Genomic DNA, 15,933 nt, shown 5'->3' with positions numbered 1-15,933 from the left:
AAATGCCAACTGCGGTTTTATTTGCAATATTTAAAACGACTACTTGCGGCGGATTCGCATAAAGTGCCATCCAGCGCCGATTGCGCCGATTCCTGCGATTATGCTTCCTGTAACAGCTGCGATTAGCGTTGTGTTGTTGCCAGCGGCCTGCGCGCCGTTGTTTGCGCCAGATGCCTGAGCGCTTTTATCGCTGCTCTTGGAATCTTCGTTATTTGACTCTTCGTTTTTGTTGCTCTTGGAGTCTGCGGAATCCGACTGGCTTTCGGAGCTAGCGGAATCGGAAGAATCTGCGCTCTTTGCGGAGTCTGCGGAATCCTTTGCGTTGTTGCTCTTAGCTGAGTTGCTGGAGCCTGCGCTCTTTGCAGAGCCTGCAGCGGAGGATGCAGAAGAGGAAGAAGAGGCAGAAGACGCGGCAGCATTGCTTGCAGTGGCGCTTGCAGCTTGATTTGCCTGTGCTTTCTGTGCGCCTGCAGAGGCCTTATTTGCTGCAGGAACTACTGCAGAGCCTGATTCGCCAGCAGCCTGAGCGCCCAACTTTTCTAAGACTTGAGCATCTAGAATGCCGTTTTCGTACGCTTTGCCAGCTGCAGCGTAGTGGCTATTTGTGCGTGAGCTGCTGCCAGATTCTTTGGCTGCAGGAGCTTCTACCTGTGGAGCAGCCTGTGGAGTTTGTGGAGCAGCCTGTGGGGCATCAACGCGTGGATCCTGTGGACGCTCTTGGGCTTGTGGAGCCTGTGGTTCCGCTGCCTGTCCTTCGGCGTGATTCTGCTCTTGCTGTTCTGGCTGCTGTGGAGCAGGGTCAGCAGGAGGAACATGGTTTTGATTCTGCTGCTTTGCCTGTAGTGCCTTTTCGCCCTTTTCAAGAGAAGCTGTAAGCTTATTTAAAGCACCACTTAGCTTAGTTTTTGCGTCTTCAATATCTGAATTGCTTTGGTTAATTGATTTGTTGGTTTCCGCAATAACTTTATCTGCGTTAGTTATCTTACCGTTAACCTCGTTTTTCTTAACTTCATTATTTAAAGACTCTAAAGACTTATTTATTCTATCTTTAATCGTTTCTATTTTGTTTTTTAGTGCATCGAATCTGTTCTTTGCTGTGCCAAAATCAGTTCCTACGCTTTCAATTTCTTTTTGAGCTTCTTTTACTTTAGCTTCAGCTTCTTTTACAGCGTCTATAGCAGATTGAATCTTTTCTTTAGTTTCACTTTCTGCATTATCAACTTTTGTTGAAGCTTCTCTGGATGCATCGTCAGCCTTATTTGCGTTTTGCTTTGCATTATCTAATTTATTTTGAAAATCATCCGAGATAATAGGATTTTTTATAAGATTTCCTATTTCAGTTATAATCTCTTGCACATCTTTTTCTACTTGTGCTGCTGCATCAGAGCTGGAGTTATCTTGATTAGCGACTCCTATTGTGCCTTCCTTCGCATCGCCTTGCGGATCAACAGTAACAACTTCGCTTACGCGGTCAAAGCTTTCGCCAGTTTGTGCGTCAGCAGAAGTCTGCGCTGTAGTAGAAACCACGGTGTTGTCTTGCGTCAAGGTTGTAGGGGCATCTGTGGATGCGTTTGCAATTCCAATACTTCCAATAAGTACCAAAGAGCTAGCTCCCAAAGAGATGGCGGCTGCAATCTTAGCGTTCATATTTACCTCATTCTTCAAATCATTTAGGTTTGGGGGGTGGGGATATTTGTTTAATTATCAAGTTGTAAGATCAAAGCGCAAACTGTTTATTACGTTGCGTCTCTGTCTTGTTACTGAACTTTCTCCTCTCCACCATCGCGAGTATACGCATGGGGGGTATAAAGTCTAAAAATGATTCTAGCAGAACAACAGGAATAATTCGCTCACCTTGGCAATTTATAAGGAACAATTAAGGAAATTACAAGGTTTTGCCTTTAAAAAATAATCCCGACTTTGTTTCCAAATCACAAGAATAAGGGAACAAAATCGGGATAAAATACGATTCGCGCGATTAAAACTCGCGCGATTAAAACTCGAGCGATTAAGCGCGCTTGTTGCTTAACACAACAAAAGTACGCGGAGGCACATGAACCGCACGCGGATCGCCGTTATCGTCGCAAAGCATTGCCGCGCGGCTGCCCGAGTCGTGCCCCGTCCACTTATCAAAGTACTCGCTGGAATCCAACACACAGCGCCACGGGCTTGCAGATTTAGCAGGCAAATCAACCGTTGCAGACGCATCTTTCATAGGATTAGCGCATACAATCAAGTCGCTTCCAATTTGCTCTGCAAGAATGGAGTTATCGGATGCCGTAAGGCGAGTGTGCTGAGCATCGTAGAAATCAGCGTTCTTAGCGCGAAGTTTTATAAGCGCACTATACCAGTCTACAAGCGGCTGGAATCGCTTAGCTCTAGACCAATCAAGCTGGTTCATAGCAACTCCGCGATTATAGGAATTATCGCAGCCGTGCTTAGTGCGGCCAAACTCTTCGCCGCCAAGCATAAATGGCATTCCAGCGGAGCACAAAATTATGCCAGCGCTAAGAATGTTAGCGCTGAAGATGTCTGCAACACTGTTTGGATCACTTGCGTCAAAATCGCAGCTAGACGCGTTATCGCGCATAGAAATACACAGCTTATCCCACAAAGTCAAATCGTCGTGAGCAGAAATATACTGCACAATCTGGCCAACACTTTTGCCTGCGCAAGGCATACCACGCCAGCCATTAAACGCGTTTCGCACAGGATCCGCGGTCCAAAACTCGTTGCCGTTTACATAGCCGCGGTCGTGATGATCCATAACGTTGCCCTTAAGCGTGTCTCTAGACTCGTCACTAAACCAGCCGATTCTAGAATCAAGGAATCCGCGCCCCGCTTTATCTCCCATAGGGCAGTCATCGCCAACAGCTGCAGCGGCCGCGCCCCACGGCTCGCCATACATAAGAATATCTTTGCCGCCATCAAGCTTATCTAGTTCGGCGCGAATCATGTTCAAAGTTTGCGCATCCGCTAAGCCCATAAGGTCAAACCTAAAACCATCCACATGGTAGCAGCGCGCCCAATGCAAAATAGACTCAATCATAAAACGCCTAAACATTGGGTGGTCGGAAGCCATTTCGTTTCCGCAGCCCGATCCGTTTGCAAATCCGCCGTCATCCTTGCGTCTGCAGAAGTAGCCAGGAGCAACGCTTTCAAATGCGTTCGACGCTGATTCAAACATGTGATTATAAACAACATCCATCACTACGCGCATGCCATTCTTGTGCAAAGCGCCAATCATTGCCTTGCATTCGCGGATTCTTGCCGTGCCATCGTACGGATTGCTGGAGTATGCGCCTTCTGGCACGTTGTATGCGTGCGGATCGTAGCCCCAATTGTAAAGTGAATCAACGTTTTCGCCATCTTTGCGCGCGGCATAAATCGCAACCTCGTCCACAGTTGCAAAATCGTAGATTGGCATTAGTTGAACGTGCGTTACGCCAAGTTTTTTAAGATAGTCGATTCCAGTAGAGAAGTGCTCGTCGCCATCTAAAGTCGTATGCGAATCTGTAAAAGCAAGATACTGACCGCGGTGTTCTGGCTTAAATCCGCCATTAGGATTGCTACTAAAGTCTTCAACGTGCATCTCCCACACAACAGTTGCATGGCGCACAAATTCTGGCGATTTGTCTTTGTGCCAGCCTGCAGGAGACACGCGATCTTCGTCAATAACAAGGCTGCGCTCGCCATTTACGCCGCTAGCAACGCCCCACGGGTCGCTTGTGCGATTTACTGTGCCGTCTGCAAAAGTAACAAGAAAGTCGTAGTAAACGCCATCCAGCCTCTGCAATATTGATGTTCTCCATGCTCCGTCGCGCAATGGCTTTAAATCGCGTGTTTTAAACGGTTCGCTGTTGTTTCCTGTTTCAAAAAGTCGTAGTGTTACGCATGATGCTGTTGGCGCCCAAAGCGTAAATGTGGTCGATTTTTCGTTAAGTGAGAATCCGAGCTGCCCCGAATAAACTGGCCATTGTGTTGAAGATGGGAACGTCATGAATTATATCCTTTTATATTTTTTAAAGTATTGAGCAGAAAATGAAGGCCAAACGCTTTTAACGTTCGGCCCCCATTTTCTAAACCCCACAATTGCTGCAGAGTTTACTATCCCTTAACAGAGCCAGACATCGATTCTTCGTAGAATCTCTGCATAACAATGAACAGGATTGCGATTGGAATGGAAACGCACACAGCTCCAGCGGAGAATCGTGCGAACCAGTGATTAATGTATTCTCTCTGCAACATTTGGTACAAGCCCAAAGCCACAGTGTAGTTATCTTGGGTACGAGCAATCGTCTTAACAAGAACGAAGTCGAGCCATGGACCCAAGAAGCTAACAATAGCCTGGAACACAATCATAGGCTTGCAGATTGGAAGAATAATCTTATAGAATACTTGCCAAGTTGTGCAGCCGTCCAAATATGCAGCCTCATCCAAAGACTTTGGAATCGTATCCATATAACCCTTCATAACGTAGAAGCCCATGCCGCTACCAGCAGAGTATACGATAATCAGGGAAATAAGAACAACAGAGCCATTCGTCAATCCAAAAGCCTTCAAAATGAAGTAGATAGCAATAACTGCCATGATGCCTGGGAACATACCAAGAATCAAAGCAATGTTCATAAATGTCTTACGACCGCGGAAACGCAAGCGAGACATGCAGAACGCTACTACAAGCACGAAGAACAGAGAGATAATGCACACGAAAATAGACACAATCAAGGTGTTTAAGAACATGCGTGGGAAGTCAAGAACTTCTCGCTCAGTAAACAGCTGAATGTAGTTGTTAAACGTGTACTTAGTTGGGAAGAACGTTGTCTGGTATGGAGCGGTGTTTTGGTTAAAGCTTTCCAAGAACACCCATACGATTGGCGCGAGCCAAATAATAGACATAATAATCAGGAAGATATGAGTGATGATATCTCCGATTATGCGGCGCACGCGCTGATCGCGCCAGAATGGAACGCTGCGTGTACTATGCACAGTTTGTTCGCTTTGCATAAGATCCTTCTTATTACTCACCGGAATCCCTCCTCATTCTTGTAGGAGCCAGAGTTGCGGTATGTTATCAAAGCAACAATCGCAAGCACAATGAATGTCATAATGCCGATTACCGCGCCCATGCTGTAGTTATCTTTATCAACCGTAAGCTTGTACAGCCAGGTGATGAGCAAATCAGTCTTACCTGCCGAAGAGCCGATTGGTGTTGGCTCGCCGCCAGACAAGAGGTAAATAACGTTGAAGTTGTTAACATTGCCAGTGAACGTTGTAATTAAGTATGGAGTCATAACAAAGAAGATGTATGGCATAGTAACGTTCATAAAGCGCTGCCACCAGCTTGCACCGTCGAGTTCTGCTGCTTCGTAAAGTTCTGCTGGAACATTCTGCAAAATACCAGTGATTTGCATGATTGTGTAAGGAATACCAACCCAAAGGTTGATGAGAATAACGGTAACCCTTGCCCAAGTAGCATCCTGGAAGAATGGCAGTGGAGAATGAATCCAGCCAGAAGAGATAAGAAGGCGGTTAATAGCGCCATCTCTTTGAAGCATGCTGTGCATAACAAGCAAAGACACAAACTGTGGAACTGCGATTGTAAGCGAGAAGCAGATGCGCCACAAGCTCTTAAGGCGGGTAGTGCGTCTGTTAATAATCATTGCCATAAACATGCCAAAGAAGAAGTTCAAGAACGTAGCGAAGAAGGCCCAAACAAGGGTCCAAATCAAAACATCGAAGAAGATTCCAGCATTAATGGTTCCAGTTGTGTTTCCAAGAATCTTAACAAAGTTGTCTAAACCAACCCAGTGGAAAAGAAGTGTGTGGTCACGGTCGTAGTTTGTAAATGCCATTGAAATCATGAATGCTAATGGCAATACCGTAAACAGAACAATTCCAGCGGTTGGAAGAGTCATAAAACCAACGTGCGCGTGGCGGTCGAGCAAAGATTCAACATCTTTAACAAAGGTGATAGGCTTTTCTCCGCGCTTTACAAAGGATTGAGCCTTGTATGCGCTGCGCAAAGATAAAGTAGCCAAATAAACTAAAACAATAATTGCTGCAATGCTCATAACGCCATACAGCAAAATCTCAACAGAATTATCTCCAGCAACGTAGTGCCAGAAGCCGTTAATCTTTACTCTGCCTTGCTTTCTAGTGCCGAGAGTACCGAATTTTGGCAGATATTCCGCGCCAGTTGTGGCCAAGAAGGCAAGAACTCCAGCCTCGCATAGAAGAAATACGAGACCTTTCACGTACTGTTTGCGAACGAAGTTACCAAAACCAAAGATAATTATCGAAACCCAAGACAGTGCGTCTGCGTGCTTTGCAGCCTCCTGTAATGAGTATTGCGAAGGAGCCACAAATTCATCGGCAGAAGGTGCCTTCTTTCGCTTCCCTCGCTTGGTGGATGTCGTGCCAGTCATGACATGCCTTTCCGTAAAATTGTGGGGCTTATACAAGCAAAGAACGCCCCGCCCCGATTTATTGTCTTAGGGGAGCGGGGCGTCCTTGCCGTGTTTTTCTAAACAAGAATTTGAGTTTAGAAAATAGTTTGTAAGTTAGTACTTAGTAGTGCTAATACTTACTGATTTCGCTACTTCTTAAGAGCTTCCTCAAAGCCCTTCTGGAAGTCTGCAATCTTTGCAGCGGCGTTGCCGTCGTTAACTTCCTTGTTGGCCAATGCAGTGCCGAAGGTCTTCATTGGATCCCAGAAGGCACCCATTTCTGGAACGGTTGGCTGCAAAACAGAGGTGTTAGCAATGGTGTTCATCTGAGCAACAGCGGCTGGGTTATCCTTAACGAGATCGCTCAAAGCCTTAGCAACTGGGATGTCGCCGTGAAGCTTGTACATCTGCTCCTGGGATTCCTTAGAACCAAGGAATGCAGCGAACTTAGCGGCCATCTCTGGAGCCTTGGAGTTAGGGTTGTAAGCAACAGCCTTGGAGCCAGCGAAGGACTTCATCTGGTGCTCGCCGTCTTCGGACTTAAACTTTGGAAGCTGAGCAGCAGCGTAGTTGTCGCCCAAAGCCTTCTTTACGTCGCCAGCATCCCAAGAGCCAGAGAAGTAAGCGTCAACAGTGTGGTTCTTAATGCCAGACAAGCCAGCGCCGTCGCCATCCATTACAAAGTTCTTGTTCTGAATGAGCTTTGCAACATACTTAGTGATTTCGGCAGCCTTGTCACCAATCTTGATGCCGGCCTTGCCGTCGTTGCTCTTCTCGCCGAAGAGGGTCATGTTGCCATCAAGGTAGAAGCCTGGAAGGTACCAAGCGTTGCTAATATCGAAAGCAACCTTGCCCTTTTCGAGCATCTTATCGAGGGACTTAACGTCTTCGTCGGTGAACTTGGACTTATCGTAGTACATGAACCAAGTGTTGCCCATGTATGGAACGCCATAGAGCTTGCCGTCCTGAGCGGTTACAGACTGGATGATGGTCTCATCGTTGTCTTCCTTAACCTGCTTGGCAGCGTCGTCGCTCAACTCGCCAATTGCGTTTGCCTTTACCAAGTCGCCGAGCTGATCGTTAGGGAACAGGTAAACGTCGGCAGCGGCCTTAGCGTCTTGCTTAACTGTCTTAGCAGCATCTGGTGGTGCAACAACAGCGTTCTTAAAAGTAACTTCTGGGTGATCCTTCTGGAAGGCTTTCTCCATAGCTTGAATCCAGCCGCCAGCCTTCTGATCTTCGGAAGAAGACCATACGGTGAGCTTTACTGGGTTTGACTTGCTGCTGGAGCCAGCATTGGTGCTAGAACCGCATGCGGCAAATCCAAACATAGTGGCGATTGCGAGGCCTGCGCCCAGCACTTTCTTCATATTCGTCATCCTTGACCTCCTATATCATGCCAGCTTGGCATGTTCTTTGGTGGCATAGTAACAAATTTCATGTGGCGCAACTTCGACGTTTCTCTGCGTTTTTGCAGCGTCACATTTGTTGTTGAAATCTGTTTATAAGCAATGTGTAGTATACACGTATATATTGTAGTTGGCAAATCATGTTGCGTGCTATTGGAAAAATTTCCGATAAAGCCGATTGTTGTTGATAAAAAGTCGTATTTTATTTTGTAAATCAGCAAATTTATCGGAATTTTATTTTGATTGGTTGCGCTTTGACCTGCCTTTGCGCCTGTGTTTGTTTCTTTTTGCCCGTGTTTGTTTACGTTTTGGGTCAAATTGGGAACAAATGCAGGAACACATGCCCGCGTTTGTTTCTTTTTGCCCGTGTTTGTTCCCATTTTTGGTGTTTTGGGGAACAAATGCGGGAACACTTGCCCGTGTTTGTTTCTTTTTGCCCGTGTTTGTTCCCATTTTTGGTGTTTTGGGGAACAAATGCGGGAAAGTGAATAGTAAAATAAAATCGTACGAGTTAAAAGTCAAGTCAAAATAAAAGATAAGTTACGCCAACAAAACGGGGGAAATATGCAAAACGAACATGCACAATGGCTACGCGACGCCGTGTTCTACGAAATCTACCCACAAAGCTTCTACGATTCAAACGGCGACGGAATTGGCGATATTCCAGGCATAATCGAAAAGCTTGACTACGTAAAGTCGCTTGGCTGCAACGCAATCTGGTTGAATCCTTGCTACGATTCGCCATTTAAAGACGCGGGCTACGATGTTCGCGACTACAAAAAGGTGGCAGCGCGCTACGGTACAAACGAGGATTTGCAGCGTCTTTTTAGCGAGGCGCACAATCGCGGAATGCACATTCTGCTAGACCTTGTTCCAGGGCACACAAGCGAGGAGCACGAGTGGTTTAAGCAAAGCTCGCGCGCGCAAGAAAACGAGTTTAGCAAGCGATATATATGGACAGACAGCGCGTTTAGTGGCTATTCCATGCCGTTTATTGGCGGCGAAAGTGAGCGAGATGCCACGTATATTCTTAACTTCTTTAAGTGCCAGCCAGCGTTAAATTACGGTTTTGCGCATAGGGATCGCGCGTGGCAATCCGCGCCAGATTCCACGGAGGCTGCACAAACGCGTGCCGCGATGGTTGATGTTATGCGATTCTGGCTTGCGCTCGGTGCGGATGGATTCCGCGTAGACATGGCGGATTCGCTTGTAAAAAACGACGACAACAATGGCCCGGGAAGCCTTGGAAAAGACAACACGATTCGCGCATGGCAAGAAATGCTGGGTACTGTAAAAGCCGAGTACCCGCAGGCTGCTTTCGTTTCGGAGTGGGGCAGGCCGCGTCAGGCGCTGGCTGCTGGGTTCGACATGGACTTCTATTTGAATTGGCGCTGGGATGGGCAGCCAAACGGTTACGCGCGCTTGGCTCGCGATGTGGATAATGCGCTAGATAGCAGCCCCGAGCGCGATCACAGTTACTTTAATGCGCGCGGCGGCGGCAGTATTTGCCCATTTTTAGACGATTATTGCCCGCAGTATGAGGCCACTTGCAACGAGGGCTACTTTAGCTTTATAACGTGCAATCACGATACTCCGCGCCTTGCTCCGCGATTAAGCGAGCGCGAAAGGCGGATTGCGTTTGGCATGATTCTTACAATGCCAGGCGTGCCGTTTGTGTATTACGGCGACGAAATCGGCATGAAATACCGCGACATTCCTACAAAAGAGGGCGGTTATGCGCGCACGGGCACGCGCACGCCAATGCAGTGGGATGATTCTAAGAATTTTGGATTCTCCACGGCCGCAAAGTCGAAGTTGTACCTGCCTGTTGAGGTGCGCGCGGATGGGAGGGCTTGCGCAAACTCGCGCAAGCAGGCCGTGCAAAGTGGCGAAATTCCAACGGTTTTGGGGCAGGAGCAGAATGGTGATTCGCTGCTTAACTGGGTGCGCGCGCTGATTTCTTTGCGTCACGAGTGCGCGGCGTTGCACGCGGATGCCAGTTGGCGAGTGTTGTACGCGCCTGTGGATGGTCGTAGTTTTGCGTACGAGCGATGCGCGGCTGGATCGAATGGGTCGGATGGCGAATCTTCTACAGAACGAATCATTGTGGCTATGAATCCTGGATTAAACGAGGAGACGATTGCGCTTAGCGCGCTTGCAGGGCTTACGCCAGAGGCGATTTTGCAGCCGCGGATTTCGGTTGGAGCGGTTGCTTGCGATTCTTCCGCGCTTAAACTCGGCGCGCAGTCCTTCGCAATGTTTGTTTTATAATCCGTTTCATCGTTTGGCGTTGCGCGAGCGATATTTCCGCTTTTTGTTGTTGATTTTGCCGTTTTGAACAACATTTTCGGGAAAATCTTCCCGAGTTTGTTTACGAAATGGGTCAAAAAGGGAACAAACGCGGGTAAAAGGGAACAAACGAGGGGAAGTGTGCCCGAGTTTGTTTACGAAATGGGCCAAAATGGGAACAAATGCGGGTAAAAGGGAACAAACGCGGGATAAAAGAAAAAGCTCACTACAGAGATTTAAGTCTGAGTTTGATACAATTGCAATGATGTCAACGCTGTTGTCAATAACGTTGCAACAATGGCAAAAGCTTATACGCACTCAACGTTATACGCACTTAACGCCACGCGTGCTAGCAAGAGGTGAATTATGGACGCGCTAAAACCAAAGATCCGCGCAGACAAGAACATAAAAATGGGGATTACGCTCAAAAAGTTCAAGCTGCTCGGTGCTGTAATGATGATGTTCAGCGCGTTTGGCACAACCGTTATTCCGCACCTTTTTGGCGGCCTTTCCAACTCCAACATGTGGAGCCTCACCGCTGCCGTAGTGTGCGAAGTTATAAGCTGGTCGGCTCTGCCGTGGTACGCGTGGCTGCTTGTTCGCGGATATCAAAACACGCATAACCTAAACCTTTACACGCTTCGGCTGCTTGTGCTTGCGCTTATTTGCGAGGTTCCGTACGACTTTACAACCTTTGGCTGCGCTTTCGACATGCGCTCGCAAAACCCAGTGTTTGGGCTTGTTATTGCGCTTTTTGTGCTTTCGGGAATCGACATGGTTCGTGCGCGTTTTAAGGGCGCGCAAAAAGTGGCGTCAATCGCAGTGATCCTGGTTGCAGGAATATTGTGGAATCTTTTCGGCAAAGTCGGCTTTAGGCAGAATATTTTTTGGGGCGGAGCTTTACTTTTAGGATTTGTGCTGATTTTTAGGTTCCTAGAAAATCACGAGATTCGCATGGAGCTGATTGCAGGCGCGTTTGGCGCTATGTCGCTTTTGGCGCCAGGTGTTGGCGTGGCTGTGCTGCACTATCGCAGTCCGTATGGCGACGGCCCTAAGCAAACTAAGCAATTCCGCTGGCTTATGTATGCGTGGTATCCGCTTATGCTTGTAATCGCAAGCGTGTTCACGATTTTGCTTTAGGTGCTATCTTAGTATTCACGATTTTGCTTTAGTCTTTAGGTGCAGCCGTAGATTTCCTTATAATAAGCTGCAACGGGGCTGTAATATGCCTTCTTGCTACAGGCTTGCCTTCTATAAGTGATATTGCAATATTGCCAGCCTGTTCCGCCATAATTTTAGGATTTTGACGAATCGTAGTTAGCTCTGCCTCTTTTGCATATGTGCCATTGTCAAATCCAATAATCGACAAATCTTCTGGCACACGAATCCCCAATTTTTGCAATCTAAACAAAAATGGCATTGCTGTTGAATCCTGGTGGAAACATATTGCGGTAGGCGGATTATCTTGTGCAAAAATTTCGGAAAGTGTGGCATTTATGGGGTCATCTTTGGTGTCTATTGGCAGCACTTTCCATTGCATGCCTTCAATATTTCTACACACATTTTCAAAGCTTGTGATTCTTCTTGACGAGCTAAAGTGGAAAGGCGAACAAAAATGCTCATACACGTATAAAAGACGCCTATGCCCTAATGTTGCTAAGTGTTGAATCGCAAGTTTTATGCCGAGTGCGTCGTCGATTCCGATTGATGCAGAAAGCACTTTAGAAGCTGTACAGTTTATTCCAACAATTGGCACATTTATGCGCTGCAACTGTTCTGCCTCGCTGTTACTTATGTCGAATGAAGATACGATTATTGCGTCTGTGTTTGCGCGCAAAGGCAATTCTTTAAAGAAGGTTTTTCTTTGCTCAACTTCTTCTAAAAGGTAGATTACAAGGTCGTATCCATTTTTTTGTAGCACATTATTTAGGCCTTCTATAATCGCGGAGCTAAACCACTCGATTTTGCTACTTCCGATTAGAAGCGTTATTCGGTATGACCTACCTGTTTTAAGTTCCCCAGCGGTTCTAGAAACAGTGAATTCCATCTGTTCGGCGGCGCGCATAACTTTTGCGCGAGTAGATGCTGATACTTTTTCTGGATGCGCGAATGTTCTGGAGACGGTTGCAATTGATACACCAGCCAGTGTTGCTACATCGCAAATACTAGTTTTTGACAAATCGCACCTCTTTTAAGAGTTTTATTTAACTACACTGTTTTAATCACACTGTTACTGTTTTAACTGCATCTCTTTTTAATTACCATGCTTCTAGTCATCATAAATGAAAAGGTTTACATTTTTAGACACGCCGTCTAAAGGGCGTTTATTCTTGCAAAAATCGCCTAGTATTAGGGATTTAAAATGAAAACCTTTACATTTACATTTTTAATGTTTGACCGCACCAAACATAAAGCAATATTATAAAATTACCCATCAATTTCACGAGGAAGTGGAGTAACAATGAAGATTAAAAAAATATGCATATCCTGTATAGCAGTTTTGGGCATGATTTCTACGCTTGCCGCATGTGGGAATAATGGTGCAGCAGGAGTAACCGATACAAAGAAAGACAAAGGCCTAGCTGTTATGGGTCAAGCTTTAAAGTACGACCCAAATCATTTAGTAAATCAAGGAAAGCCAATCCAGCTTGAGTATTGGAGCTGGGGAGACGCATCCACAGATCCGATTTACGACATGATTAAGGATTATCAAAAGATTTATCCAAATGTAAAGTTTAAGACTAAGAACGTTGCTTGGGATGATTATTGGACAAAGCTCCCACTTGCTCTAAAGGGAACAAAAGGCCCAGCTTTGTTTAATATTCACAATTCCAAGGATGAGCTTATTCGCCCATATGCTGCCGATTACAAGATTGACAAGGCTGCTATGGAATCGGATTATGCAACGGCGAGTGCGCATGAAGATGCTAAAGGTAATGTAAAGTACATTGACTCCGTAATTAATACGGGAAACATTTACTACAACAAGAAGCTTTGGAAGGAAGCTGGTTTAACCGAGGCAGACATTCCTACAACTTGGGATGAGTTGCGCGAAGTGGCAAAGAAACTCACTAAGTGGAACGGCTCCAAGATGGAACAGGCTGGATTCAACGTGAATGGCGATGCTTATGCTGCAATCAATCAAGGATTGAACTATCAGCGTGGCGAGCTTGCTTTTGATGCAAGTGGCAAGAAGCCTAATTATGACAACAAAGTCACGCGTGAAAACATGAAGTTCTTGAAGGATTTGTACGACAAAGACAAGGTTATTTCTACCGACTTTGGTACAGATTACACTCAGAGCTTTGGAAACGGCCAATCTGGAATGGTTTATGCCTGGGGATGGCTTGAAGGTGTGCTAAAAGAAAAGTACCCAGATGTTGAATACGGAATCTTCCCAACTCCAACATTTACAAAAGAAAAGCCATTTGCTTACGACCGCTTCAACGGCGAATCCACTCCAGGAATTAACGCTCATCAGTCAAAAGAACAGCAAGAGGTTGCTCAAGATTTTATTAAGTTCATTCTTGCTAACGACGCGTTTATTCGCTCGGCGGTAAAACATTTGAACTCGTTCCCAGCAAAGAAGTCTTTGCAAAACGATCCTGAGATTCTAAAGGCTCCAGTAATGGCTGCGATTCAACCGCGTGTAGATCGCCTAATCTGGCCAGGAATCACGCCTTCTACCGTGGAAACAAGTAGCAAGGCTGCTTTCCAGAACGTTATGCAAAATGGTGAGTCTATTGATGCTGCAATCAAAGAGGCTCAAGCAACAATGGTCAAAGATATGAAGAATTCTAAGTTTATGTCTGCAGAAAGTAAGTACGAGTTCTTCAAAGAGCACAAGTAAAAATAAAGTAGACTAGGCAGCTAGAAATAGTCGATTTAAGTTGACTATAAGTCGACTATAAGTAATTAGTTGCCTAGTCAAAACTAGCTATAACTAGTAATCATTGTGCTCAGTAGGTAAGGCAAGGAAAATCATGAAACAGGTAAATCAGGATTCTCATTTGTACAAAATGAGAAAACATAATGGTGGTATGTCAAAAATAAGCACTGCTCTTTCTCGAACCTTCTCCTTTCGGAATATAGCAGTAGTGTTTCTGATTGTTTATTTTGTGATTTTTCTTGCCTATCCAATATATAAGGCTTTTGCAGGCAGCTTCCACGAATGGAATCCGCTTGTTGGAACATACAATTGGGTTGGGCTAGATAATTTTAAACAGATTTTAGTAGATAAGTTATTCTGGAAGTCAATAGCAAACACTGCAATCTTTACGTTTGTATCCGTTGTGTTCCGAGTTATTCTTGGCATTGGTTTTGCAATGTTGTTAAGCTCCAAGCTGGTTAAGTGCAAAGACACATTGCGAGGTCTTTTTTACATGCCAACAATCACGCCGTTGGTGGCGGTGAGCTTTGTGTGGATGTGGATGTTTGACCCGCAGTTTGGCATGATTGATAGAGTTACTGGCTTAAATATCAATTGGCTGCACAGTTCCACTTGGGCTATGCCAGCAATCATAATAATGACAATTTGGAAAGATTTTGGTTACGCAACGGTGCTTTATTTGGCTGGATTAATGAACTTGCCAAAAGATGTTTACGAAGCGGCAGAAATCGACGGCGCTAACAGCGTGCAAAAATTCTTTAGAATAACAGTTCCATTGCTAAAACCAACAACACTTTTTATAGTAATCACATCTATGATTGGCTATATTCAAGCGTATGTTCAGATTCTTGTTATGACCAACGGTGGTCCAGGAACATCAACGTACACAATCAGCTATTTGATTTTTGATCAAGCATTCCAAAAATATAACTTTGGAATCGCCTCTGCAATGAGCGTTGTTCTATTTATAATCACTGGAATCCTAACATTCATAATGTTTAAAGCGTCTAAGGATAGTGAGTTAGTATGAAAAAACATAATCTTAAGAAGAGCATCATTAGCTGGTCTCTTACAATATTCCTATTCTTATTGTCTTTCTTAACAATCGTGCCATTTATTTGGATGTTTGTATCTTCCTTTGCTCCAAACAGCGACATTGTGCGTGTTGACGGCGGGCTGTTCCCAAAGCCAAGTACGTTTGGAAATTACGTTGGGATTCAAGAAAAATTCGACTTTTTGAGGCTATTCTTTAACTCGCTGTTTATATCGGTGGTTAAAACAGTAATAGCCATTTATACAAGCGCCGTTCTTGGATATGTGTTTGCAAAAATGAGGTTCCGTGGCAGAAATCTGCTTTTTGGAATAGTAATAAGCACAATGATGGTTCCTTGGGCGGTAACAATCATTCCGCAATACGACATGATGACTAGCTTTGGCTGGCAAGACACGTATCGCGCGCTTATTGTTCCAGGCTTAATAAGCGCATTCGGAATCTTTTTATTCCGTCAATCAATAAGTGGAATATCCGACGAACTGATTGAGGCTGCAAAACTGGATGGAGCTTCGGATTCTAGAATATTCCACAGAATAATCTTGCCAATGAGCCACAATACTATTGCTGCGCTAGCAATATTTACGTTCTTGTGGAATTGGGAAGACTATTTGTGGCCATTCCTTATGATTACAGACGAGAAAAAGCAGCTTCTTGCAGTTGGATTGAAGACTTTTAGTGGAAGATTTGGAACCGACTACGGCGGTTTGTTTGCTGCGGCATCGCTTGCTATTATTCCTGTGATAGTAGTGTACTTGGTGTTCCAAAAGCAGTTTATTGCTGGAATTTCAACTGGTAGCGGCAAGTAGAAAAGATAAGTAGAGAAGTCGCAAGTAGATGTTGCAA

12 protein-coding genes are annotated in these 15,933 nt (G+C 45.3%); 5 read left to right on the top strand and 7 right to left on the bottom strand.

Going from position 1 to position 15,933, the window contains the following annotated elements:
- Positions 1–39 precede the first annotated feature (39 nt).
- From ACZ0NX_RS05670 to ACZ0NX_RS05645, 6 genes are all read right to left on the bottom strand, one after another.
- Positions 40–1,647 carry a hypothetical protein gene (locus tag ACZ0NX_RS05670; RefSeq protein ID WP_464406044.1) on the bottom strand — a complete coding sequence of 536 codons (1,608 nt, stop codon included), beginning with the start codon at positions 1,645–1,647 and terminating at the stop codon, positions 40–42.
- A 361-nt stretch (positions 1,648–2,008) separates the two neighbouring features.
- Positions 2,009–4,000, bottom strand: a complete 1,992-nt coding sequence (gene pulA / locus ACZ0NX_RS05665) for a type I pullulanase (RefSeq protein WP_464406042.1) — start codon at positions 3,998–4,000, stop codon at positions 2,009–2,011.
- A gap of 107 nt (positions 4,001–4,107) precedes the next feature.
- Positions 4,108–5,028, bottom strand: coding sequence for a sugar ABC transporter permease (locus ACZ0NX_RS05660; protein ID WP_004131368.1), 921 nt, complete (start codon positions 5,026–5,028; stop codon positions 4,108–4,110).
- Positions 5,025–6,428, bottom strand: coding sequence for a carbohydrate ABC transporter permease (locus ACZ0NX_RS05655; protein WP_016839868.1), 1,404 nt, complete (start codon positions 6,426–6,428; stop codon positions 5,025–5,027). Before ACZ0NX_RS05655 ends, ACZ0NX_RS05660 begins: the two co-directional genes overlap by 4 nt.
- Before the next feature lie 170 nt (positions 6,429–6,598).
- Positions 6,599–7,828 (bottom strand): extracellular solute-binding protein, encoded by a 1,230-nt coding sequence (locus tag ACZ0NX_RS05650; protein WP_060786437.1) that lies wholly within the window; start codon positions 7,826–7,828, stop codon positions 6,599–6,601.
- Positions 7,825–8,238 (bottom strand): hypothetical protein, encoded by a 414-nt coding sequence (locus tag ACZ0NX_RS05645; protein WP_464406039.1) that lies wholly within the window; start codon positions 8,236–8,238, stop codon positions 7,825–7,827. Before ACZ0NX_RS05645 ends, ACZ0NX_RS05650 begins: the two co-directional genes overlap by 4 nt.
- A 184-nt stretch (positions 8,239–8,422) precedes the next feature.
- Between ACZ0NX_RS05645 and ACZ0NX_RS05640 the strand changes: the two genes are divergently transcribed.
- The gene (locus ACZ0NX_RS05640) at positions 8,423–10,129 is read left to right on the top strand and encodes an alpha-amylase family glycosyl hydrolase (RefSeq protein WP_464406038.1); all 1,707 of its coding nucleotides are present in this window, start codon (positions 8,423–8,425) and stop codon (positions 10,127–10,129) included.
- A 384-nt stretch (positions 10,130–10,513) separates the two neighbouring features.
- On the top strand, positions 10,514–11,287 hold the full coding sequence (locus ACZ0NX_RS05635; protein WP_464406037.1) for a TraX family protein: 774 nt from the start codon (positions 10,514–10,516) through the stop codon (positions 11,285–11,287).
- Positions 11,288–11,315: 28 nt separating this feature from the next.
- On the opposite strand, the gene ACZ0NX_RS05630 is transcribed toward ACZ0NX_RS05635, so the two are convergent.
- Entirely contained in the window at positions 11,316–12,326 is a 1,011-nt protein-coding gene (locus ACZ0NX_RS05630; protein ID WP_464406035.1) for a LacI family DNA-binding transcriptional regulator, read from the bottom strand.
- 282 nt (positions 12,327–12,608) lie between these two features.
- Here ACZ0NX_RS05630 and ACZ0NX_RS05625 point away from each other — a divergent pair, with 282 nt between their 5' ends.
- The 3 genes from ACZ0NX_RS05625 (at position 12,609) to ACZ0NX_RS05615 (ending at position 15,896) form a co-directional block, all read left to right on the top strand.
- Positions 12,609–13,997: an extracellular solute-binding protein gene (locus ACZ0NX_RS05625; protein WP_464406033.1), complete on the top strand. Its 1,389-nt coding sequence runs from the start codon at positions 12,609–12,611 to the stop codon at positions 13,995–13,997.
- Positions 13,998–14,130: 133 nt separating this feature from the next.
- Entirely contained in the window at positions 14,131–15,066 is a 936-nt protein-coding gene (locus ACZ0NX_RS05620; protein WP_081090941.1) for a carbohydrate ABC transporter permease, read from the top strand.
- Positions 15,063–15,896 (top strand): carbohydrate ABC transporter permease, encoded by an 834-nt coding sequence (locus ACZ0NX_RS05615; RefSeq protein WP_060786880.1) that lies wholly within the window; start codon positions 15,063–15,065, stop codon positions 15,894–15,896. The genes ACZ0NX_RS05620 and ACZ0NX_RS05615 overlap by 4 nt, the downstream gene beginning before the upstream one ends.
- Positions 15,897–15,933 lie beyond the last annotated feature (37 nt).

It is taken from the genome of Gardnerella rara, from assembly GCF_055452355.1.
The sequence above is the reverse complement of the archived record's forward strand: the minus strand, read 5'-3'. Positions and strand labels throughout refer to the sequence as shown.

Bases quoted from the DNA above. Each gene is read 5' to 3' on its own strand.
- ACZ0NX_RS05670 (WP_464406044.1), bottom strand. From the start codon at position 1,647: ATGAACGCTAAGATTGCAGCCGCCATCTCTTTGGGAGCTAGCTCTTTG.
- pulA (WP_464406042.1), bottom strand. From the start codon at position 4,000: ATGACGTTCCCATCTTCAACACAATGGCCAGTTTATTCGGGGCAGCTC.
- ACZ0NX_RS05655 (WP_016839868.1), bottom strand. From the start codon at position 6,428: ATGACTGGCACGACATCCACCAAGCGAGGGAAGCGAAAGAAGGCACCT.
- ACZ0NX_RS05650 (WP_060786437.1), bottom strand. From the start codon at position 7,828: ATGACGAATATGAAGAAAGTGCTGGGCGCAGGCCTCGCAATCGCCACT.
- ACZ0NX_RS05645 (WP_464406039.1), bottom strand. From the start codon at position 8,238: ATGGGAACAAACACGGGCAAAAAGAAACAAACGCGGGCATGTGTTCCT.
- ACZ0NX_RS05640 (WP_464406038.1), top strand. From the start codon at position 8,423: ATGCAAAACGAACATGCACAATGGCTACGCGACGCCGTGTTCTACGAA.
- ACZ0NX_RS05635 (WP_464406037.1), top strand. From the start codon at position 10,514: ATGGACGCGCTAAAACCAAAGATCCGCGCAGACAAGAACATAAAAATG.
- ACZ0NX_RS05625 (WP_464406033.1), top strand. From the start codon at position 12,609: ATGAAGATTAAAAAAATATGCATATCCTGTATAGCAGTTTTGGGCATG.
- ACZ0NX_RS05620 (WP_081090941.1), top strand. From the start codon at position 14,131: ATGAAACAGGTAAATCAGGATTCTCATTTGTACAAAATGAGAAAACAT.
- ACZ0NX_RS05615 (WP_060786880.1), top strand. From the start codon at position 15,063: ATGAAAAAACATAATCTTAAGAAGAGCATCATTAGCTGGTCTCTTACA.